Origin of the sequence: Lachnoclostridium sp. An138, assembly GCF_002160765.1 — a bacterium.
In the GTDB taxonomy this organism is placed as follows: Bacteria; Bacillota; Clostridia; order Lachnospirales; family Lachnospiraceae; genus Laedolimicola; species Laedolimicola faecalis.
The window spans coordinates 17015-37522 of sequence record NZ_NFLF01000018.1; the positions used below are offsets into that span (position 1 = coordinate 17015).

Genomic DNA, 20508 nt, shown 5'->3' on the forward strand with positions numbered 1-20508 from the left:
TATTTTATGGAAGATAAAATGATTAAAAAAGAACTCACCGATTTTGACATCCGCCAAATCGCCCTCTCCGGACAGTGCTTCCGCCTGCGGCCCCTGTCAGAGTATACTTTTTCTCTGACGGCGCTTGGCAGGTATCTGGAAATCAGCCGGCAGGGGGCGGAAACTGTATTTTCCTGCACAGAGCAGGAATGGAAGGATGTCTGGGAAAATTATTTTGATTTACATACGGATTATGCCGGAATCAAAAAGGCTATTGATCCGGAAGATTTCTATCTTCAGGAGGCGGCCCGGATCGGAGGCGGAATCCGGATTCTGCGCCAGGAGCTGTGGGAAACCATAGTGACCTTTATTATCTCCCAGCAGAACAATATTCCGCGCATCCAGAAATGCGTGGATGCCTTGTGCGGGGAATTCGGCAGTGAAGCGGAGAATTTCCACGGAAATGCATACAGGCTTTTTCCGGGGCCGGAGGCAGTGGCGTCTGCCACGGAAGAACGTCTGAGAGAGATGGGACTTGGCTACCGGGCGCCCTATATCGTAAAGACAGCCCGCATGGTCTGTGAAAAAGAAGTGGATCTGGACAGGCTTCCCGCTCTCGGCTATGAAGAGGCAAAGGCAGAGCTTTTGAAGCTCTGCGGCGTGGGGACCAAGGTGGCAGACTGCATCTGTCTCTTTGCTCTCCATCATATTGAGGCTTTTCCCATAGACACCCATATCAAAGCCATGCTGAAACGCTATCCGGAAGGGTTCCCCTTTGAGCGGTATCAGGGCTTCGCAGGTGTTCTGCAGCAGTATGCGTTTTACTATGAGCTGCACGGGCAGAAGGGCGCAGAGTGAGGAAGAAACCGCCGGGTGCGGTATGGCTGGAAACGGGTCCATAACGGACTCATACAGGTTAGTTCAGATGAGGAGAGAAGCGTATGGCAGTGAGAAAAGAACTGGTGTTATATTACACGCCGGAAAAATCCGCGGATGATCAGAAGCTGAAGGGAGTGCTGGTCCGCCTGGGTATCCGCATCCGGAATATAACTCCGGATCAGATATATCAGAAGGTGGGATATCTGGCGGGAATTCCGGGATTTGAAGAAGAGCCGGACACAGAGTCAAAAGAAGCGGAGCTGAAAGAAACTGGCCGGAAAGAAGCCGGTCAGAAAGAAGCTGGTCAGAAAGCAGCGGCGCAGCAGGAAGAAGGATTCTCCGGCGGAAACGTTCCCGCGCAGATCCCGGAGAAGGTTCTGGTGCTTTACGGATTCGGGGAGCGGAAGCTGAATGAGATGCTGAATCAGTTTCGGAAGGCGAAGGTGCCGCCCATTGCCCTGAAAGCGGTCCTGACGGAGCACAACTGCGGCTGGAGCTTTTATGAGCTGTATCAGGAACTGCGCCAGGAGCATGAAAAAATGAATGCGCGCCAGGAGAAAGAGTATGAAAAAATGAGTGCCGGTGCCGAAGAAGCTTCCGTCAAAGAAGAGTCTTAAGAAAAGGACGGACCGGGCTGCCGGCAGAGGGCTTCGGAATACGGAAAGAAGGAATGAAGATGAAGATCGAAAAGGTGACATTGATTGGACTGGGCGCCATGGGCGTGTTTTTTGCTCCGAGGCTGCAGGCGGGCCTGCAGACGGGAAATTTCCGGGTGATGGCGGAAGGCGAAAGAAAAAAGAGACTGGAGAGCCAGGGAGTGACACTGAACGGAGTCAATTACCGGTTTCCCATCGTAGAGCCGTCGGAGACGGGAAACCCGGCAGATCTGATTATTATGGCAGTGAAAGACATGGGGCTGGACCAGGCGATCCGGGATATAGCGGGCCAGGTGGGAGAGCGTACCCAGATTCTCTGCGTGATGAATGGAATCGAGAGCGAAGAGCGGGTGGCGGCCGTCTATGGCTGGGAGCATGTCCTTTATTCGTTTATGCGGGTGTCCATTGTCATGGATAAGGGCGTGGCCGACTTTGATCCGAATTCCGGCTTCGTCCATTTCGGAGAGAAGACGAATGGGACGTACAGCCCACGGGTGGAAGCGGTGAAAGAGCTCTTTGACCGCTGCGGCATCCCCTATAAAATCAATACGGATATGCTCAAAGGGCTCTGGTTCAAATATATGGCAAATGTGGGTGAAAACATGACCTGCGCCCTGCTTGGGATTCCCTTTGGAGCGTACCGGACAGAAGAGAGTGCCAATATCATCCGCCGGGCTGCCATGCGCGAGGTGGCTGCCATCGCCCAGAAAAAGGGAATCGATATCGGAGAGGCAGAGATAGAGAAGCAGGAAAGAGTAGTCAAGAGTCTCCCGCCGGAAAACAAACCTTCCACCCTTCAGGATCTGGAACGGGGACGGAAGACGGAAGTGGAAATGTTCTCAGGAACCGTGATACGCCTGGGTGAAGAGCTGGGAATCGACACGCCGGTCAACCGGGTGCTTTATCACGGAATCAAGGTGCTGGAATACAAAAACGGACTGAAAAAGCAGAGATAGGAGAAAAGATGGAACAGCAGGAATTTCAGAAGAAGCTGGAAGAGCTGGGCAGGCTGGCCCAGACAAAGGAAAATCGTCTCCGGACGGAAGAGATCCGGGAATTTTTAAAAGATATGGAGCTGACAGAGGAGCAGTTTCAGCTGGTATACGCTTACCTTGCTTCCCGTATGATCACGGTGGAAGGATATGTGCCGGCCAGGGAAGAAGCGGAAGAAGAGGCAGAACTGACACCAGAAGAGCAGAGCTTTCTGGAACAGTATCAGAAAGAGATGGAATATCTGACTTTTCTGGAGGAGGAAGAACTGCTGGAACTGTGCCGGGAAGCGGAAGAAACGGGAGACGGCGGGGCGAAGGCACGCCTGACGGAACAGCTGCTTCCGGAAGTGCTGAAGACCGCCAGGAGTTTTGCGGGACGCGGACTGCCCTTTGGCGATCTGGTTCAGGAGGGAAATATTGGCCTGATGCTTGCCATGGAAACGCTGGGACTGCGTCCGGAAGGCATGACGGCGCTGGATTATCTGAAGGAAGAGATACGGACGGCAGTTTCCCAGGCGCTGGAGGATCAGCAGGCGGAGCAGCAGGCAGGAGATCTGCTGGCGGAGCGCCTGAATCATCTCAGCGACGGCATCAGAAAACTTTCAGATGAGCTGGAGCGCAAGGTTTCCCTGGAGGAACTGTCTATGTTCATGGATATGCCTGTGGAGGAGATCGAGGATCTCCTGAAGCTGGCCGGTGAGGGAACCGGAGACAGCGGGGACAACACAGAGGAAGGGTAAAAGAGTATGTTTTTTATTTTCGGAGTCAATTCAGACCGGAAGGAAATAGGAAGCTTTGGACCGGTGATCTGCGGCTGCTGCGGAAGATACGGAAGATATCAGGTCTATATGACCTGCATGTGCCTGAGCCTGTTCTTTATTCCCGTGTTCAGATGGGGAAGAAAATATTATGCGGAGACTTCCTGCTGTCAGAGCCTTTATGAGCTTGATCCGCAGGCTGGCCGGAGGCTGCAAAGAGGAGAACAGACGGAAATCCGGCCGGAGGAGATGACTCTGATCCGAAGGGGCGGCAGCTCCAGCGGCAGTTCCGGATGGGGCTGGGCCAGTCAGAAAAGGAGCCGGTACTGTCCGGCCTGCTGCTATGAGACGGAAGAGGATTTTAAATACTGTCCCAGGTGCGGCCGAGAGCTGGAGGAACGATAAAAAAACGACAGTCGATGAGAACACCGGAAAGAAGGGGGAAATGCCGGGACTTTGTCCGGCCTTCCCTCTCAAAAAACAGACAGGGCCGTCCCGGTCCATGGAATCCGGCATATCCGGATCTCCATAAGCCGGGACGGCCCTGCTTTCCCCCCGTAATAACAGCTTACGCTACTACTACAACATTGGTAGCCTGCGGTCCGCGGTTTCCTTCAGTAATGTCGAATGTAACGGACTGGCCTTCCTCCAGAGTCTTGTAGCCATCGGCCACGATACCGGAGAAATGTACGAATACGTCCTCTCCGTTCTCAGAGTTGGTGATGAAGCCGTAGCCCTTTGTTGCGTTGAACCACTTTACTGTGCCCTTGTTCATAAGATGCCTCCTGTAAAAAAATAAAAATAAGATAACAGCACCGGTCTGTACCGGTACCGGGCCAGCATATTTCTCCGAAAATAAAAAACACATGTTTTTGTAAAGCATCAGAATGAATGATGACTTACAAAAACATGTGAATCAACCTTCTTCAAAAATACACTTAACCGTAAGCTCACTATATCCTAAAAACGGAAAAAAGTCAAGGAATATTCATGTGAAAATCAGGGAATTCCGTGTTAAATTCATGTGAAGAAAACGGGGGACAGGCGGTAATGTCTCTGCTCTTTCGGGTAAATGGATGAAAATAGTTCCTCTATATTGACAGCGAGCGATTAATATGATACGATTGAACTGCCGGGGAGGAGGGGACAGAATGAAAGCTGACAGGGTATCATTCCGCATGGCCAAAGATTATCTGCCCTGCGGGGAACTGATGAAGAGGACTCATGAGAGTATGGAAGCCCATGCGAACAGCCAGATGCAGAAAAATGGGATTACGTTTACGCAGTTTAAGTGGCTTGCGGCTGTTTATGAGATGGAAGGGGGGACAGCATCCCTGAAGGAGCTGGAGCATTCCTTTGGAGTCGCGCAGTCCACAGCGGCAGGGATTGTGTCCAGACTGGAAAAGAAGCATTTTTTAGAGAGCTTCGCGGACGCGCAGGATAAGAGGATCAAGCATGTGCGGATAACTGAAGAAGGATGCGCAGTCTGCGAGAATACTTACGAGACTATGGTGGAGAGCGAAAGACGTATGCTGTCGGGCCTGACGGAGGAGGAACAGGAGCAGTTCCGCGGCTATCTGCAGCGGATTTATGAAAATATTACCCGTAATTAACAGAGAGGGCATGGCCTGACCAGTGAAGGGTAAATGAACCGGGATTCCGGCATACAGGAGAGGAAAGAGGCTGCCTGGGCCGGAATTTCTTTCAGACAAATAAATCGCTTGCGATTAATCATATACGATTAATCATGTGGGATTAATCATATGCGATTTATTATGCTCCGATTCATTACAGATGGCTGAACTTACACAGATTGATCATGCGGCGGCATACCATTATGAACCAAAAAGAATGGAGGATGTGAACATGCTTAAGACACTGGCAAAAGAGATACGGCAGTACAAAAAAGCGACGGTACTGGCTCCTGTCTTTACAGGGTTTGAGGTGCTGATGGAGATACTGATTCCCTTTGTGACCGCGTCGATTATCGACCAGGGCATAGAAGCGGGGAACATGCAGAAGGTATATCTGTATGGAGGAATCATGCTGATATTTGCGTTTATCAGCCTGATCTGCGGCGTAGCGGCCGGACGGTATGCAGCTTCGGCATCGACGGGCTATGCCTGCAATCTGCGTGACGCGATGTATGCCCGGGTTCAGCAGTATTCCTTTTCAAACATTGACAAATACAGCACGGCAGGGCTGGTGACACGTATGACTACAGACGTAACCAATCTGCAGAACGCTTATCAGATGATTCTGCGCATTGCGTCCAGGGCTCCCCTGATGCTGCTCTGCAGTATGGTTATGTGCTTTGTCATCAATGTGAGACTGAGCCTGATTTTTCTCGCGGCTCTTGCAGTTCTTGGCTGCGCTCTGTTTTTTATTATGACGAGGACCCTTCCGGTCTTTCAGGAGGTGTTCAGCAAATACGACGATCTGAACGCCAGCGTGCAGGAGAACGTATCAGGAATTCGCGTAGTAAAAGCCTTTGTAAGAGAAGATTATGAAAACAAGAAATTTTCCAAGGCCGCGGAACAGCTTTGCAGGCTGTTCATCAAAGCGGAATCCCTTCTTGCTCTGAACAATCCCATTATGATGCTGGTCATCTACGGCTGTATCATCTGCCTGTCCTGGTTTGGAGCTCATTTCATTGTGGCGGGAACGCTGACCACCGGAAATCTGACCTCTCTGTTCAGCTATGTGATGAGCATGATGATGTCTCTGATGATGCTGTCCATGGTCTTTGTCATGATATCCATGAGCGCGGCCAGTGCCAGGCGGATTGCGCAGGTCCTGGAGGAAAAACCGGATCTGGCGGACCCGGATCAGCCGGTTACAGAGGTGGAGGACGGCCGGATCGACTTTAATCATGTGAGCTTTTCCTATAAACACGGAAGCGGAGAGGCTGTGCTCCACAACATTGATCTGCATATTCTTCCGGGAGAAACGGTGGGAATCATCGGCGGCACCGGCTGCGGAAAGTCCAGCCTGGTGAATCTGGTCAGCCGCCTTTATGATGTGGACGAAGGTTCTGTCTGCGTAGGCGGCCGTGATGTGCGGGAATACGATATGGAGGCTCTGAGAAACCAGGTAGCCGTGGTTCTTCAGAAAAACGTGCTGTTTTCCGGCACCATCCTCGAAAATCTGCGCTGGGGAAAGGAGGACGCTTCTAAAGAGGAGTGCGCGGAAGCCTGCCGCCAGGCCTGCGCGGATGAATTTATCGAGCGGTTTCCGGAGGGGTACGACACCTGGATAGAACAGGGCGGCGCCAATGTGTCCGGCGGACAGAAGCAGCGGCTCTGTATCGCGAGAGCCCTTCTGAAGAAGCCGAAGGTGCTGATTCTGGACGATTCCACAAGCGCGGTGGATACGGCCACAGACGGGAAGATTCGGGAGGCCTTCGCGAAAAAAATTCCGGGGACCACAAAGCTTATCATTTCCCAGAGAATATCCAGCGTCCAGGACGCGGACCGGATTCTGGTCCTGGAGGAAGGGAAGGTGAGCGGATTCGATACCCATGAAAAGCTTCTGAAGACGAACTCCATTTACCGGGAGATCTATGAGGCTCAGATTAAGAGCGGCGGCGATTTTGATGAAAAGGCAGGCTGAGAGGAGTGAATCATTATGAAAGAAAAGAGAGAGAAAAATAACGGAAACACCGTGTCCTTAAGCGCAGCAAGAAGAATTCTGGCTTATATATTTCGATATTATAAAGGGTCCTGCCTGATTGTGGCAGCCAGCATTCTGATATCCGCCCTGGCCACCCTATGCGGAACGCTCTTTATGAGAGAACTGATTGACAGCTATATTGTGCCTCTTTTAAACGAGGCGGCGCCGGATTTCGGGCCGCTGGCCGCAAGGCTTCTGTCGCTGGGGGCGGTGCTGGCAGCAGGTATCCTGTGCTCCTATGCTTACAACCGGATTATGGTAAACGTAAGCCAGGGAACCATGAAACGCATCCGGACGGAGCTGTTCAGCCATATGGAGGCTCTGCCCATCCGGTATTTTGACACCCATGCCCATGGAGACATTATGTCCGTCTATACGAATGACGTGGATACGCTCCGCCAGCTGATCAGCCAGAGCCTGCCGCAGCTTCTGAACTCCGGCGTCAGCTTTCTTTCCACTCTGATCAGCATGTTCGTGCTTGACGTTCCGCTGACTGTCATATCGCTGGTCCTGATTGGCGCAATGCTGCTTGCTGCCTCAAAGCTTGGCAGTCTGTCCGGAAAATATTTTGTGCGCCAGCAGACAGACCTGGGCAATGTCAACGGTTACATCGAGGAAATGATGGAAGGCCAGAAGGTGGTGAAGGTGTTCTGCCATGAAGAGAAGTCTCTGGAGCAGTTCCGTGTTTTGAATGAAAGGCTCCGGGAAAGCGCGGATAAGGCCAACAAAATTTCCAATATCATGATGCCCGTAAACGCCAATCTGGGAAACATCAGCTATGTGCTCTGCGCTGTCGTGGGCGCGGTTCTGGCGCTGAACGGTTTCTCCGGACTGACCGTGGGAACGCTGGTGTCCTTCCTGAGCCTGAACAAGAGCTGCACCCAGCCCATTACTCAGATCAGCCAGCAGATGAACAATGTTCTGATGGCCCTGGCCGGAGCCGGCCGCATCTTCGAGATGATGGACGAAGAGCCCGAACAGGACAATGGCTATGTGGAGCTGGTGAACGCAAAAGAAAACGCGGACGGTACCTTGAGCGAGACAAAGGAAAAGACCGGGCTCTGGGCCTGGAAGTATTTCCATAAGGCAGACGGCACCACGACCTATATGAAGCTTCAGGGCGATGTCACTTTTGACGGCGTGGACTTTGGATACACGGATGACAAGATGATCCTTCACGATATCCGGATGTACGCCACGCCCGGACAGAAAATAGCCTTTGTGGGCAGCACCGGCGCGGGCAAAACCACGATTACGAATTTGATTAACCGTTTTTACGATATCCAGGATGGCAAAATCCGCTACGACGGCATCAATATCAACAAAATCAGGAAGCCGGATCTGCGCCGCTCTCTGGGAATCGTTCTCCAGGACACCCACCTCTTTACCGGAACCGTCATGGACAACATCCGTTACGGAAGACTGGACGCCACTGACGAAGAATGTATTGCCACCGCGAAGCTGGCCAACGCCCACGGTTTCATCCGGCGTCTGCCTGACGGCTACCAGACCATGCTTACCGGAGACGGGGCCAATCTGAGCCAGGGCCAGCGGCAGCTGATTGCCATCGCCCGGGCGGCCGTGGCCGATCCGCCGGTGCTGATTCTGGATGAGGCGACCTCCAGCATAGACACCCGCACAGAGGAGCTGGTCCAGAAGGGTATGGACGCCCTGATGAAAGGCCGCACCTCCTTTGTCATCGCCCACAGGCTTTCCGCCGTGCGCAACGCCGACTGCATCATGGTCATGGAGCAGGGAAGAATCATTGAGCGCGGCACCCATGAGCAGCTGATGGAGCAGAAAGGCCGTTACTGGCAGCTTTACACCGGAGGAAAAGAAGAACCGGCTGCGTCATAACTAAATATCTATTAAAAAGCGCTGCGCGCTCCCGGTGCAACAAGACAGACCCTGTCGAAAACTGCCTGTTTCCAGGTTCCCGAAAATGTAGTAAAATAAAACAGAAACAGGCCCATGGAAAATCAGGAGAGCAGAATGGACGGGACAGGAATCAGCGAAAAGGTCATCCGGGAAATCCGCATGGCTGCAGAAAAATATCAGATAGAAAAAGTTATTGAATACAGGCCGATATTATGACAGCCGGAGAAAGGAAATGACATGACAGAGGAAACAAGACAAAAATACGCCAATTTACAGGAAAACTTAAAGAAACTCGGAAGCGTGGCCGTCGCCTTTTCCGGCGGCGTAGACTCTACCTTTCTTCTGAAAGCCGCCCACGCCGCTCTGGGAGACAGGGCCGTGGCCGTAACGGCCACGGCCAGCGCTTTCCCGAAACGGGAAAGCGGCGAAGCCTTTTCCTTCTGTGAAGAAGAGGGAATCCGGCAGATCCGGTATGACTTTGACGTGATGTCCGTGGAAGGTTTCGCCCAGAATCCCCCGGATCGGTGCTACCTCTGCAAACGAACGCTCTTTCGCCATATTCAGAGACTCGCCGCCGAAAATGATCTGGCTTACGTAGTGGAAGGCTCGAACATGGACGACAACCGGGATTACCGCCCGGGCCACCGGGCTATCGCCGAGCTGGGCATCAAAAGCCCTCTTCGGGACGCGGGCCTTACGAAAGCAGAAATCCGGGAGCTCTCCCGGGAAATGGGGCTTCCCACCTGGGACAAGCCCTCTTACGCCTGTCTGGCATCCCGCTTCGTCTACGGCGAGACAATCACCCCGGAAAAGCTCTCCATGGTAGAGCAGGCCGAGCAGTTCCTGATGGAGCAGGGCTTCCGCCAGATGCGTGTGCGGGTCCATGGAAACCTGGCCCGTATCGAAGTCCCATCCGAAGAGATCCCCCGTTTTATGGATGACACTCTCCGCCGGACCATTGCAGCGCGCTTTCAGAACTTAGGCTTCTCCTATGTCACCCTGGACCTTCTCGGCTTCCGCAGCGGCAGCATGAACGAAACCCTGGAGAGAACCTGACTGTCGGCGCTCCATACGCGCCCCTGCCAGCCGGAAACTTCCGGCTTCTGCCGCCGCAAGTAAAACTTATACAATACAGAAGGCTTTGGAGGATGGGCAGTCCGGTTTTCTGATATCCCAGTGTCCGGCCTCTTGACGGATGGCTGTGGGATATCAGAAAACCGGACGTTCGCCTTCCATGCCCCTGGAGGGATTTTTTTATGAAACTGCTTCACCTTTCCGACCTGCACCTGGGCAAACGGGTAAACGAATTTTCCATGCTGGAAGACCAGGCGTACATCTTACAGCAAATCCTGAAAATTACAGAAGAGGAGCGTCCGGACGCAGTCCTGATCGCAGGCGATATTTACGACAAGTCTGTGCCGCCGGCAGAGGCTGTGCAGCTCTTTGATGATTTCCTGTATCAGCTGTCAAAAGGCGGCTGGCAGGTCTTCCTGATCAGCGGCAACCATGATTCGCCGGAACGCCTTTCCTTTGGCGGCCGCCTGATGGACCGAAGCGGTATTCACATCGCCCCGGTCTATCATGGACATGTGGAGCCTGTGACGTTGAGAGACGGGCATGGGAAACTGGATCTGTACCTTCTGCCTTTTCTGAAGCCTGCCCATGTGCGCAGATTTTTTCCGGACCGGGAGATCGCATCTTATACAGACGCGGTACGGGCGGCTGTAGAAGAGATGAAAATGGATACGTCCCGCAGAAACGTACTCGTGACCCATCAGTTTGTGACGGGCGCCAGCCGCTGCGATTCCGAGGAGCTGTCCGTGGGCGGTACGGACAACGTGGACGCTTCGGTGTTTGACGGTTTTGACTATGTGGCGCTGGGGCACATCCATGGTCCCCAGAATCTGAGAGACGGAAGGCTGCGTTATTGTGGAACGCCGTTGAAATATTCTTTTTCCGAGGCCTCCCATAAGAAATCTGTGACTGTGGCGGAGATCGGGGAAAAGGCAGAAGGAGAGGGGGCGCAGCTGTCTGTGCGGACTGTCCCTTTGGAGCCGCTTCGGGATCTCCGTGAGATCCGGGGAACTTATATGGAACTGACAGACAGAAGCTTTTATCAGAAGGGAAAGGGAAGCCAGGAAGACTACCTGCATGTGACGCTGACGGATGAGGAGGATGTGCCGGACGCGGCGGCCAGACTGCGGATTATTTACCCGAACCTGATGCGCCTGGATTATGATAACCGGAGAACGAGAGCGGGGGCTGCTCCTGTGGAGGAAGCGGACACCGGGAAGAAACCGCCGCTTGAGCTGTTTGCTGAATTTTATGAACGGCAGAATAACGGGCCTATGAGCGAAGAGCAGCTGGCCTTTGCGGAAGGTCTGATCGAAAAGATATGGGAGGATGAAGGATGAGGCCGCGGAAGCTTGTGATATCCGCCTTTGGTCCCTATGCGGGACGGGCGGAGCTTGACATGGACCGCCTGGGACAGGGCGGTCTTTATCTGATTACGGGAGATACGGGAGCGGGAAAGACGACCATCTTTGACGCGGTTGCATTCGCGCTGTACGGGGAGGCCAGCGGCGCGAACCGGGAGCCGGGAATGCTGCGCTCCAAGTATGCGGACCCGGACACGCCGACCTTTGTGGAGCTGACCTTTTCCTATGGAAACAAGGTTTACACAGTCCGCAGAAATCCCGAGTATGAGAGGCCTGCGAAGCGGGGAGGCGGGACTACGATCCAGAAGGCGGACGCGGAGCTTACGATGCCGGACGGCCGCGTGATTGCGAAGGTGAAGGACGTAAACGCGGCGGTGCGGGAGATTCTCGGAGTGGACAGAAATCAGTTTTCCCAGATTGCCATGATTGCCCAGGGAGATTTTCTGAAGCTGCTTCTGGCAGACACAAAGGAACGTCAGGGGATTTTCCGGGAGCTCTTTCAGACGGGCAGGTATCAGGTACTTCAGGAACGTCTTAAAGATGAGTCCGGGAAGCTGCGGGATGCCTGCGCGGCGGAGAAAGCCAGCGTAGAACAGTATATCCGCGGCATAGCCTGCGCTGCGGAAAGCAGTTTTTCCTCTGAGCTTGAGAAAGCAAAAGCGGGCGGGCTTCCTGTGGAGGAGATCCGGGAGCTGCTGGAGAATATTCTGGATCAGGACAGGAAAGCACGAGATCATATGGAAACAGAGTTCCGGAAGGCAGAGGAAGAGCTTGCAAAAGTGGCGACGGAGCTGGGACGGGCCGCTGAGCTGGACAGGGCGGAGAAAGAGCTGGAGCAGGCGGAAGAAAAGCGGGCAGCCTGCAGGCTGAGGCTTGCGGAGGCAGAGAACCGCAGAAAGGAACAGCAGGACAGGAAGCCGGAGCAGGAAAGGCTTCAGGAGAAGGCCGCCAGGATACGGGCGGAGCTCCCCTCTTACCAGGCGGCGGAAGAGCGGCAGATGGAGCTTCAGAAGCTGGAACGGGAGCTTATGGAGGAGAGCGAAAGGCAGGCAGAGCTCTCCGCGAGACAGGAACAGCAGGCGCGCCGCCTGGAGAAGCTGAAGGAAGAGCAGAAGAAGTATGCGGGCGCCGGGGAACAGCGGGAGCGCCTGGCGCGGGAACAGGAGCAGGCAGAGCGGGAGAAAAGGGAACTGAATGCTTTTGGAGCGGAGCTTGCGTCTTATCGGAAGCTTGGAGCGGAGCTTCAAAGGGTTCAGGAAAAGTACCGGAAGGCGGCAGCAGATATGGAAAAGAAGGACGCGGCTTACCGGGAACTGAACAGGGCTTTTCTGGACGAGCAGGCGGGAATCCTGGCGGAGACGCTGGAGGATCGGAAGCCCTGTCCGGTCTGCGGCTCTCTGATCCATCCTTCTCCGGCCAGAAAATCTGAGAAGGCGCCTGCGGAGGCGGAACTCAAAAAGGCAGAGCAGGAATTCCGGAGCGCGAAAGAAAAGGCAGAAAAGGCCAGCGCAGAGGCAGGAAGCAGGAGCGGAGAGGTAAAGGCAAAAGCCGGACATCTGCGGGAAAGGCTGGCAGAAATCTTAAGAATCCGGGCCGGCGGACAGGAAGAAGAACAGGAAACTGATGGGACAGGGACATCTGCGGGCCAGGTTTCCGAACGGGAGATGAAAAAGCTGCCCGGGGCAAAGGAGCTGTTCCAGCCCGGAGAACCCTGGGAACAGGAGCTTGGAGCCCGTTTCTCTGCCCTGGACCAGAAGATTTCCAGGCTCCGGAAGCAGATAGAGAGCGAGGAAGCGGCGCTGAAGCGAAGAAAAGAGCTGGAAGAGCTGGTTCCCCGGGAAGAAGAGGCGGAGAAGACTCTCCGGGAAGAGCTGTTCGGAATAAGGGAAAGCATGGCGGCCGCGGCCAGCCGCCGGGAAGAGCTGGAAGCCCGGAGAAAGGAGATCTGCTCCAGCCTGCAGTTTGAGAGCAGGCAGCAGGCGGAGCAGGAGATAGAGCGGCTGGAGACCGGGAAAAAAGCCATGGAAAAGGCGCTTAAGGACGCTGAAGACGCCTTCCGGGCACAGGAGCAGGAGATGGACGGACTGGAAGGCCAGATCCGCCAGCTGCAGACGCTTCTTCAGAATGCTGTTCCCACAGACGCGGAGGGGCTGTCAGAAAGGCAGAAGGAGCTCCAGGCTCAGAAAGATTCCTGCAGGGAAATGCAGAAGAAGCTTCACGCCCGCGTCACGTCAAATGAAGAAACTCTTCGGAATCTGGCGGCTCATACGGAAACGCTTTCAGAGCTGGAACGGCGCTGGTCCTGGGTGCGTGCCCTTTCCAATACGGCGAACGGCAATCTGGCCGGGAAAGAGAAGCTGATGCTGGAAACTTATATCCAGACCACATATTTTGACCGGATTATCCGTCGGGCAAACCTGAGGTTTCTGGATATGTCGGGCGGCCAGTATGAACTGAAGCGCAGCCGTGAGGCCGGAAACAACAAAAGCCAGAGCGGACTGGAGCTCAATGTAATTGATCACTATAATGGCACGGAGCGCAGCGTCCGCACTCTGTCAGGGGGAGAATCTTTCAAAGCTTCTCTTTCTTTGGCGCTGGGCCTGGCTGATGAGATTCAATCCTCGGCCGGGGGAATCCGTCTGGATACCATGTTCGTGGACGAGGGCTTTGGCTCCCTTGATGAGGAATCCCTGCGCCAGGCCATCCAGACGCTGGCAGACCTGGCAGGCGGAAACCGGCTGGTAGGGATCATTTCTCATGTAGGAGAGCTGAAGGAAAGGATAGACCGGCAGATCGTCGTGACCAAGGACAGAACAGGCGGCAGCCATGTGAGAATAGAGTGCTGACGGCTGCCGCTGGCTGCTATTCATAACTGCTGGCAGAAAAATTTCAAAACGATGTTGACACAGTGTCAGAATAGTACTATATTGCAGTTGCTGACACAGTGTCAGAATAAAAATTCTTTGCGTTCATGTGAAGGAGGAAGTATTCATGTTAGGAAATTTTTCATTTTGCAACCCTACGAAACTGTATTTTGGAGATGAATCCCTGAATTACCTGAGCGGCGAGCTGTCCAGGTACGGGAAGAATGTAGTGCTGATTTACGGCGGCGGTTTCCCTGCCGTATTACCGCCATATTCTGCCCTGCGGTGTGCAGAAGTTTAAACGCTTTGCCGTGAATGTGTGGGATGTGGATTCGGAAGGAAAGACGGACGAGCAGACTGCTCAGGAGGGGCTTACAGCCATGGAAGGCTGGATGAAGGAGCTGGGGCTGGTGATGAAGCTTTCCGATCTGGGCGCTTCGGAGGATATGCTGGAGGGAATCGCTGACGGCACGATTATCCTTTCCGGAGGATACAAGGTTCTGGAGCATGATGAAATCATTGAAATTTTAAAGGAGAGTCTGAGATGAAAAAAACGTTAGTTGTTTATTTTTCCGCAAGCGGTGTGACAGCCCGGGCAGCAAAGGAAGTGGCGGCTGCTGTGGGAGCGGACCTGTACGAGATCCGTCCGGAGCAGCCCTATACAGCCTCTGATCTGGACTGGATGGATAAACGGAGCCGGAGTACTCTGGAGATGAATGATCCTGCCTGCCGTCCGGCCATTGCCGAGCCGGTGGAGCAGATGGAACAGTACGATACCGTGTTCGTGGGCTTCCCGGTGTGGTGGTATGTGGAGCCCCGCATTGTGGACACTTTTCTGGAGAGCTATGACTTTTCAGGCAAGACGCTGATTCCCTTTGCCACCTCCGGCGGAAGCGGAATTGGCAAGGCGGAGAAAAGCCTGCAGGAGCATTGTCCCGATGCCGTATGGAAGAAGGGCCAGCTGCTGAATGGCTCCGGAGCGGCAGAGTGGGCTGCGCGCGCAGTGAAGGGCTGAGCTCCGCCTGGAGATTCTGGGATTTAAGCTGTCTGATAAAAAGGAGAAACCGCTATGCCGAAGGGTTCAGAAGAATTGACGAACGCAAGAAAGGAAGAAATCATCAATGCCTGTGCTTCTCTGTATGAGACCATAAGCTTTAAGGATATTACGATCCGGGATATCGGAGCCAGGACCTCTTTTACCAGGACTTCGATTTATAACTACTTTCAGACAAAGGAGGAAATCTTTCTGGCCCTGCTTGAGCGGGAGCACGAAGCCTGGATCGCAGATCTGAAGGAGCTTATGGGGCAGAACTCCATGCTTTCTGCGGAAGAATTTTCGGACAGACTGGCGCGCACGCTGGAAAAGCGGGGCTGCATGCTGAAGCTGATGTCCATGAATCTTTATGATATGGAGGGAAACAGCCGTCTGGAAAGTCTGGTTTCCTTCAAAAAGACCTATGCAGATGCCCTGCAGGTAATCAGCCGCTGCCTGAAAAAGTTTTTCCCGGCCATGCCGGAGAGGGAGATCCAGGACTTTCTTTATGCCTTTTTCCCATTTCTCTTCGGGGTCTATCCTTATACCTCGCACACCGAAAAGCAGCTGGAGGCGATGGAACTGGCCCATGTAAATTACACGGAATATTCTATTTATGAGCTTACCCGGTCTTTTATCGCCAGAATGCTGAGTAGGTCCTGCGGCGGGGAATGATGAGTTTGGGCGGGTGATTCAGCCATTTTTGACCGTGTGTGTCCTTGTACACCGACGCTATGGAAAACAGAAAAAGAGACAGTTCTGCGGAGCTTTCGGTCCCTGACGGGACGGCTCTCACAGGAGTGTCTCTTTTTCAATATCCGTTTTGTTTCAGTATCTGTTTCATTTCAGCCTTTGTTTTGTGCGCGGGAGCCTGAAACGGTATTACCGTCCGGCTCCTGGTTTTCACAGCTTGCTGTTCAGGTCTGTCCGGCGGCTTCCTTCTGCCGCATAAATTCGGAAATACACTTTTTAATGGCGGCGAAGCTCTCGGCGCTGATGTCATGCTCCACTCTGCAGGCATCCTCAGCCGCCACCTCCGGATCGACACCCAGGCTGATGAGCCAGCCGGAGATCAGGGAATGGCGCTCGTAGACTGTCTCAGCCAGAGCCCGGCCTTCTTCCGTCAGATGAATGTAGCCTTCCTCCGATACGGTGACATAATTTTTCTGACGCAGATTTTTCATGGCCACGCTCACGCTGGGCTTGGAGTAGTTCAGCTCGTTTGCCACATCGACGGAGCGTACCTGAGGCATCTGTTTTCCGAGAAGCAGAATGGTCTCCAGATAATCTTCCACCGATTCTTCGGATTTGTGTTTCTGATAATTCATGAAAAGCTCTCCTTGTTCTGTGTGTCCGGGGATTTTCCGCCCCGGTTCCGGCGACAGCGCAGATGAAGGAAATGTCTGGCTGTTTTCCGGTTTTCCGCTCTGATTAGAATAACTCAATCATATCATTTTGCACCGGGAAAGGCAAGCTTATTCTTGCCTGGCTGCCGGGAGAGACTCTGCGCTTTCCTTCACAGTAAATGGGATGGAAAAGCTGTGGTTCCAGCGGGTATAAATGGTGTCCGTGGAAGCGGAGGAGAGACCATAGGGCTGCGATGCCAGGTACAGGACGAGCTCCGTAAGCTCCGGCTGCGTATCAGAGCCTGTCTGGTTCCGGACCCGGATCAGGATGGGAAGCAGATTGCCGCTGGCGTACCGCAGCGTATCCATGTCTGCCGTGGACAGCATCAGGCTGTCTGAATATGACACAACATCCAGGCAGGAAAGAGAAAAAGGCGCAAAGACAAATTCTTCGTCCGGATGAAGAGGCGTGAGATTTACCGGCAGCAGCCAGTAGAAATCGGTCTCTGAGAAATCCAGAAGGGGAGAACCATCGGAAGCAATGATCTCGTCCGGCTGCAGATCATAGCGCTCCAGGGGGCCGATGCTCAGAGTGCCCGCTGAGGTCTGGTACTCCGTATCGGGGGCGTAACCTTCTTCCAGACACAGAGGAATCCGAATATCCTCCTGTATAAGGTATTTTTTCAGCAGATACGGTACCTCCAGCGTATAGCTTCCCGGTTCGGCGGGGCCGAAGTTCCAGGTAAAATACGTGTCAGAAGAGAAGGGATTGTAACCGGGGCAGGTTCCCTCCAGCACCGTGCCGTCCTCTGCCGTGGCTGTGATGACGCCCGTTTCCTCAGGATTCTGCATCAGGCAGTAAAGCAGCGCCGGAACGATCTGACCGTCTTCCGGATCAAGAGGATAGATGTCCACCAGCAGTTCCCCGTTTTCCAGGCGGGGCATCAGGAGCAGACCGCCATCCTCTGTCATGGAATAGCTGTATTGCTCCAGACTGTCCTCTGACAGCGGCTTTAAGGACAGGGTGTAGGAAAGCTCATAGCTGCGCCAGGGCAGATGGCGCTCATAGGAGAAACCGTCTTCCGTGACCTGGGTTTCCCCGGATACATATTCTGTGACGGAGAAAACGGCGTCCAGGGTTGTCTCCTCTTCTTTCAGCAGCTCCTCCAGTTCCGGGAAGTATACCTCAAACTGGTGAAGAAAGCTTCCGTCCTCCAGCATAGAGGAACTTCCCATTGTACCCTGGGAAGTGCCGCTGGCGAATTCCATTCCTGAAGGGCGCTGGTATTCCGGCTCCAGCCCGCCGCAGGACACGGAAAGCTGCACAGATTCTGCGATAATCTCAGGATTGTCTGCGGACAGATGGACGTCTATATACAGCACGCCGTTCATGTAGCGGGCTTCCAGAATCTCCAGGCTGGAGCCGTCCACAGGCATGGACGTAAGCTCTGCTGTGTCAAGCTGATAGAAGGGTACTTCCTCGTCTGTATTGACGCCATAGCCCGGCACAATGCCGAAGTAGCGCAGTACCACGTAAGCACATGCGGCCAGAGCGGCGATGAGAGCCAGGATAAGGCCGATAGTGAGGGCCTTCTGCAGCTTTGTAAGAGAACGCTGGTGGCGCTTCTTCACTGTCTCATAGGACAGGTTTAGAGAATCCGCGATTTCCTTTATGGTCATTCCGTCATAGTATTTCATGCGGATGATGTCAAATTCCTCAGGCTTTAAGGATTGAAGAGCCGCTTTCAGATCCAGGCGGCCGGCAACGGCTTCTTCCATGTCTGCCGGGTCCGCCATGTCCTCAGGCTCTGCCATATCTGCCGGAGCAGCCGTAGCTGCCCGTCCTTCCCTTTCCCCTGACAGGACCGAAAAGCCGGAGCCCTTCCGGTTCTTCCGGTATATGCTTACAGCCTTTCTGCGCGCGATGGTACAGAGGAAGGCGGCATAAGAGCCTTTCTTGGGCTCATAGCGGTCGCTGTGAAGATAAAATTCCAGAAAGGTGTCATTGACGCACTCCTTGATATCCTCCGGGTTTTTAAGATAGGCGGCAGCCGTCTTCCAGACGAGGGCGGCGTACTGCTCCATGAGCTCTTCCACAGAGGGAAGGGAGCCGGTATTTGACCTGTTCATCGGGATCTCCTTTACATCGATCTATATTTCAATGCAGTAATTTTGGAAGCATTGTTATTCCTGCGGGGTATCTGACTCCCTCGGCGCGGTCACCGGGATCGAAAAAGCGTGATTCCACCGGTACATGACATTTGTGCCGGCGCCGTCGCTGCGGATGCAGAGCTCTTCTGCATTGATGTTTTCCGGCCAGGCAATCGAGAGGCCCCAGGAAGCATTTTGCCCGGCGGAGTCTTCTGCGGAAACATTGCCGATACTGGAAGGAGCCGGACAGATCTGGGGCGCATCTTTCATCCCAAGGGTCATAGCGAAAATGACTACCGTCAGATCCTCCCGATCCGGCGTGTACAGGATATGGAGTTCCTGTCTCTGCATCCCCTCCACAGGGGTGGAAAGCTGTTCTTCGGGAACAGGCGGAGTATCCCAGCCAAGTATCGAAAAGCTCCCTCCGGGAAGGGGCCAGGAGTTGTCCGGCATTTCTTCCTCCAGGGCCGGGAGCGGAATCGTGATGGCTTCCGGTATGGCAGCCGTCAGGCTGGCGTAAGGAAACCGGATGAGATAGTGTCCTTCCTCCGCCGGCCCGAAATCCAGGGTAGAAATCTCACTCTGGGGAAACTCTCCACGGACCGGGGAGCCGGTGAGGACTGTTCCATCCTCTGCCGCAGCGGTGACATCCGAGGCAGAAAACGCAATCCGGTATCCGTCCACATTCAGCGGGTACAGATCTGCCATCAGATGTCCGTCCCGGATATAAGCGTCTGCCATAAAGCCGCCCAGATCAGAGAGTTCATAGCCGTAGTTTTCAAGAGGCAGTTCCCGGGCAGGTGTAAGACGGAAGGACAGGGAAAGCTCCCGGATACGGAAGAGAAGGGTTTCGTCCAGGCCTTTCTCCGGTACAGTGTAATGGAACTGATAACGATGTATATTTTCCGGGTTTTCGTTGGAGTCAGAGATCAGATCCCGCTCGTAAGAGAGGCTCTCCCCGCTGCTTTCCTGCTCCAGAGAGGACGCGCTGAGCATCAAATCCTGATACCAGTTAGGAATCATCTGGTTCTCAAACTCAAAAGCCTCCTTTTTGCGGAACTGCAGGGTCAGACTCAGCTCTCCATTGTTCCAGAATGCCTTCTCAAGCTCCACGCCAAACTCGTCATTTTCGGCGGAAACGGGTTCTTCCAGTACGTAGAAAGGCATTTCCCCGTTCGTATTGACACCGTAGCCCGGCACGATGCCGAAATAGCGCAGCACCACGTAAGCACATGCGGCCAGAGCGGCGATAAGAGCCAGGATAAGGCCGATAGTGAGGGCCTTCTGCAGCTTCGTGAGAGAACGCTGGTGGCGTTTCTTCACCGTCTCATAGGACAGATGCAGGGAATCCGCGATTTCTCTAATAGTCATTCCGCCATAATATTTCATGCGGATGATGTCAAACTCCTCGGGCTTTAAGGACTGAAGAGCCGCTTCCAGATCCAGGCGGCCGGCAACGGTTTCCGCCATGTCGGAAGGGTCCGCCATGTCTGCCGGATTTGTTATACCTGCCGGAGTGTCAGGGTCATGAAATATTCCGTTTTTCAGCGGCAGCTTTTTCTTCCCACCCGGCGCCATAGAAATCCCGGAGGCTTTCCGGTTTTTCCGGTATCTGTTTATGGCCTTCCTGCGGGCGATGGTACAGAGAAAGGCGGCGTAAGAGCCTTTACCGGGATCATAACGGTCGCTGTGAAGATAAAATTCCAGAAAGGTGTCGTTGACACATTCTTTGATATCTTCGAGATTTTCCAGACAGGCCGCGGCTGTCTTCCACACAAGGGCAGCATACTGTTCCATGAGCTCTTCCGGAGCGGGAAGAGTTAAGGCGTCCTTTGAAGCGGATTTTGAAGGGGTCCGCGCAG

The 20508-nt window shown here is 53.8% G+C and carries 19 protein-coding genes; 15 read left to right on the plus strand and 4 right to left on the minus strand.

The genetic code is table 11. From position 1 onward, the window contains the following. Window positions 1-18: 18 nt before the first annotated feature. The 5 genes from B5E82_RS13660 (at window position 19) to B5E82_RS13680 (ending at window position 3669) form a co-directional block, all read left to right on the plus strand. Complete coding sequence (locus B5E82_RS13660) at window positions 19-837, plus strand: DNA-3-methyladenine glycosylase family protein (RefSeq protein WP_087308155.1); 819 nt, start codon at window positions 19-21, stop codon at window positions 835-837. An 83-nt stretch (window positions 838-920) separates the two neighbouring features. Continuing rightward, window positions 921-1475 (plus strand): DUF3783 domain-containing protein, encoded by a 555-nt coding sequence (locus tag B5E82_RS13665; RefSeq protein ID WP_087308116.1) that lies wholly within the window; start codon window positions 921-923, stop codon window positions 1473-1475. Window positions 1476-1528: 53 nt separating this feature from the next. Further along, window positions 1529-2470 carry a ketopantoate reductase family protein gene (locus B5E82_RS13670; protein ID WP_087308117.1) on the plus strand — a complete coding sequence of 314 codons (942 nt, stop codon included), beginning with the start codon at window positions 1529-1531 and terminating at the stop codon, window positions 2468-2470. Window positions 2471-2478: 8 nt separating this feature from the next. Beyond that, entirely contained in the window at window positions 2479-3246 is a 768-nt protein-coding gene (locus B5E82_RS13675) for a sigma factor (protein WP_087308118.1), read from the plus strand. 6 nt (window positions 3247-3252) lie between these two features. Further along, window positions 3253-3669, plus strand: a complete 417-nt coding sequence (locus B5E82_RS13680; RefSeq protein ID WP_087308119.1) for a zinc ribbon domain-containing protein — start codon at window positions 3253-3255, stop codon at window positions 3667-3669. A 163-nt stretch (window positions 3670-3832) separates the two neighbouring features. Here the strand turns inward: B5E82_RS13680 and B5E82_RS13685 are convergent, their stop codons facing one another. After that, on the minus strand, window positions 3833-4039 hold the full coding sequence (locus B5E82_RS13685) for a cold-shock protein (RefSeq protein WP_087163541.1): 207 nt from the start codon (window positions 4037-4039) through the stop codon (window positions 3833-3835). Window positions 4040-4415: 376 nt separating this feature from the next. Here B5E82_RS13685 and B5E82_RS13690 point away from each other — a divergent pair, with 376 nt between their 5' ends. The 10 genes from B5E82_RS13690 to B5E82_RS13730 all read left to right on the plus strand — a co-directional run bounded on the left by B5E82_RS13690 (window position 4416) and on the right by B5E82_RS13730 (window position 15824). After that, window positions 4416-4877 carry a MarR family winged helix-turn-helix transcriptional regulator gene (locus B5E82_RS13690; protein WP_162610784.1) on the plus strand — a complete coding sequence of 154 codons (462 nt, stop codon included), beginning with the start codon at window positions 4416-4418 and terminating at the stop codon, window positions 4875-4877. 253 nt (window positions 4878-5130) lie between these two features. Then, window positions 5131-6876: an ABC transporter ATP-binding protein gene (locus B5E82_RS13695; RefSeq protein WP_087308121.1), complete on the plus strand. Its 1746-nt coding sequence runs from the start codon at window positions 5131-5133 to the stop codon at window positions 6874-6876. 15 nt (window positions 6877-6891) lie between these two features. Beyond that, window positions 6892-8793 (plus strand): ABC transporter ATP-binding protein, encoded by a 1902-nt coding sequence (locus B5E82_RS13700; RefSeq protein ID WP_087308122.1) that lies wholly within the window; start codon window positions 6892-6894, stop codon window positions 8791-8793. Between the two features lie 258 nt (window positions 8794-9051). Continuing rightward, window positions 9052-9870, plus strand: coding sequence for an ATP-dependent sacrificial sulfur transferase LarE (larE, locus tag B5E82_RS13705; RefSeq protein ID WP_087308123.1), 819 nt, complete (start codon window positions 9052-9054; stop codon window positions 9868-9870). Window positions 9871-10070: 200 nt separating this feature from the next. Continuing rightward, window positions 10071-11228 carry an exonuclease SbcCD subunit D gene (locus tag B5E82_RS13710; RefSeq protein WP_087308124.1) on the plus strand — a complete coding sequence of 386 codons (1158 nt, stop codon included), beginning with the start codon at window positions 10071-10073 and terminating at the stop codon, window positions 11226-11228. Continuing rightward, on the plus strand, window positions 11225-14098 hold the full coding sequence (locus B5E82_RS13715) for an SbcC/MukB-like Walker B domain-containing protein (RefSeq protein ID WP_087308125.1): 2874 nt from the start codon (window positions 11225-11227) through the stop codon (window positions 14096-14098). Before B5E82_RS13710 ends, B5E82_RS13715 begins: the two co-directional genes overlap by 4 nt. A gap of 145 nt (window positions 14099-14243) precedes the next feature. Continuing rightward, the gene (locus B5E82_RS17960; protein ID WP_140393149.1) at window positions 14244-14417 is read left to right on the plus strand and encodes an iron-containing alcohol dehydrogenase; all 174 of its coding nucleotides are present in this window, start codon (window positions 14244-14246) and stop codon (window positions 14415-14417) included. A 10-nt stretch (window positions 14418-14427) separates the two neighbouring features. Beyond that, complete coding sequence (locus B5E82_RS13720; protein ID WP_442911312.1) at window positions 14428-14664, plus strand: hypothetical protein; 237 nt, start codon at window positions 14428-14430, stop codon at window positions 14662-14664. Beyond that, complete coding sequence (locus tag B5E82_RS13725; RefSeq protein WP_087308126.1) at window positions 14661-15131, plus strand: flavodoxin; 471 nt, start codon at window positions 14661-14663, stop codon at window positions 15129-15131. Before B5E82_RS13720 ends, B5E82_RS13725 begins: the two co-directional genes overlap by 4 nt. A 54-nt stretch (window positions 15132-15185) precedes the next feature. Then, on the plus strand, window positions 15186-15824 hold the full coding sequence (locus tag B5E82_RS13730) for a TetR family transcriptional regulator (protein ID WP_087308127.1): 639 nt from the start codon (window positions 15186-15188) through the stop codon (window positions 15822-15824). 242 nt (window positions 15825-16066) lie between these two features. Here the strand turns inward: B5E82_RS13730 and B5E82_RS13735 are convergent, their stop codons facing one another. The 3 genes from B5E82_RS13735 to B5E82_RS13745 form a co-directional block, all read right to left on the minus strand. Continuing rightward, entirely contained in the window at window positions 16067-16477 is a 411-nt protein-coding gene (locus B5E82_RS13735) for a metal-dependent transcriptional regulator (RefSeq protein ID WP_087308128.1), read from the minus strand. A gap of 147 nt (window positions 16478-16624) precedes the next feature. Continuing rightward, complete coding sequence (locus tag B5E82_RS13740; RefSeq protein WP_087308129.1) at window positions 16625-18625, minus strand: RNA polymerase sigma factor; 2001 nt, start codon at window positions 18623-18625, stop codon at window positions 16625-16627. Window positions 18626-18679: 54 nt separating this feature from the next. Further along, window positions 18680-20443, minus strand: coding sequence for a sigma-70 family RNA polymerase sigma factor (locus B5E82_RS13745; RefSeq protein WP_162610785.1), 1764 nt, complete (start codon window positions 20441-20443; stop codon window positions 18680-18682). Window positions 20444-20508: the final 65 nt, after the last annotated feature.

Coding starts and splice junctions, on each gene's coding strand:
- B5E82_RS13660 (WP_087308155.1), top strand. CDS start 19: ATGATTAAAAAAGAACTCACCGATTTTGACATCCGCCAAATCGCCCTC.
- B5E82_RS13665 (WP_087308116.1), top strand. CDS start 921: ATGGCAGTGAGAAAAGAACTGGTGTTATATTACACGCCGGAAAAATCC.
- B5E82_RS13670 (WP_087308117.1), top strand. CDS start 1,529: ATGAAGATGAAGATCGAAAAGGTGACATTGATTGGACTGGGCGCCATG.
- B5E82_RS13675 (WP_087308118.1), top strand. CDS start 2,479: ATGGAACAGCAGGAATTTCAGAAGAAGCTGGAAGAGCTGGGCAGGCTG.
- B5E82_RS13680 (WP_087308119.1), top strand. CDS start 3,253: ATGTTTTTTATTTTCGGAGTCAATTCAGACCGGAAGGAAATAGGAAGC.
- B5E82_RS13685 (WP_087163541.1), bottom strand. CDS start 4,039: ATGAACAAGGGCACAGTAAAGTGGTTCAACGCAACAAAGGGCTACGGC.
- B5E82_RS13690 (WP_162610784.1), top strand. CDS start 4,416: ATGAAAGCTGACAGGGTATCATTCCGCATGGCCAAAGATTATCTGCCC.
- B5E82_RS13695 (WP_087308121.1), top strand. CDS start 5,131: ATGCTTAAGACACTGGCAAAAGAGATACGGCAGTACAAAAAAGCGACG.
- B5E82_RS13700 (WP_087308122.1), top strand. CDS start 6,892: ATGAAAGAAAAGAGAGAGAAAAATAACGGAAACACCGTGTCCTTAAGC.
- larE (WP_087308123.1), top strand. CDS start 9,052: ATGACAGAGGAAACAAGACAAAAATACGCCAATTTACAGGAAAACTTA.
- B5E82_RS13710 (WP_087308124.1), top strand. CDS start 10,071: ATGAAACTGCTTCACCTTTCCGACCTGCACCTGGGCAAACGGGTAAAC.
- B5E82_RS13715 (WP_087308125.1), top strand. CDS start 11,225: ATGAGGCCGCGGAAGCTTGTGATATCCGCCTTTGGTCCCTATGCGGGA.
- B5E82_RS17960 (WP_140393149.1), top strand. CDS start 14,244: ATGTTAGGAAATTTTTCATTTTGCAACCCTACGAAACTGTATTTTGGA.
- B5E82_RS13725 (WP_087308126.1), top strand. CDS start 14,661: ATGAAAAAAACGTTAGTTGTTTATTTTTCCGCAAGCGGTGTGACAGCC.
- B5E82_RS13730 (WP_087308127.1), top strand. CDS start 15,186: ATGCCGAAGGGTTCAGAAGAATTGACGAACGCAAGAAAGGAAGAAATC.
- B5E82_RS13735 (WP_087308128.1), bottom strand. CDS start 16,477: ATGAATTATCAGAAACACAAATCCGAAGAATCGGTGGAAGATTATCTG.
- B5E82_RS13740 (WP_087308129.1), bottom strand. CDS start 18,625: ATGAACAGGTCAAATACCGGCTCCCTTCCCTCTGTGGAAGAGCTCATG.
- B5E82_RS13745 (WP_162610785.1), bottom strand. CDS start 20,443: ATGGAACAGTATGCTGCCCTTGTGTGGAAGACAGCCGCGGCCTGTCTG.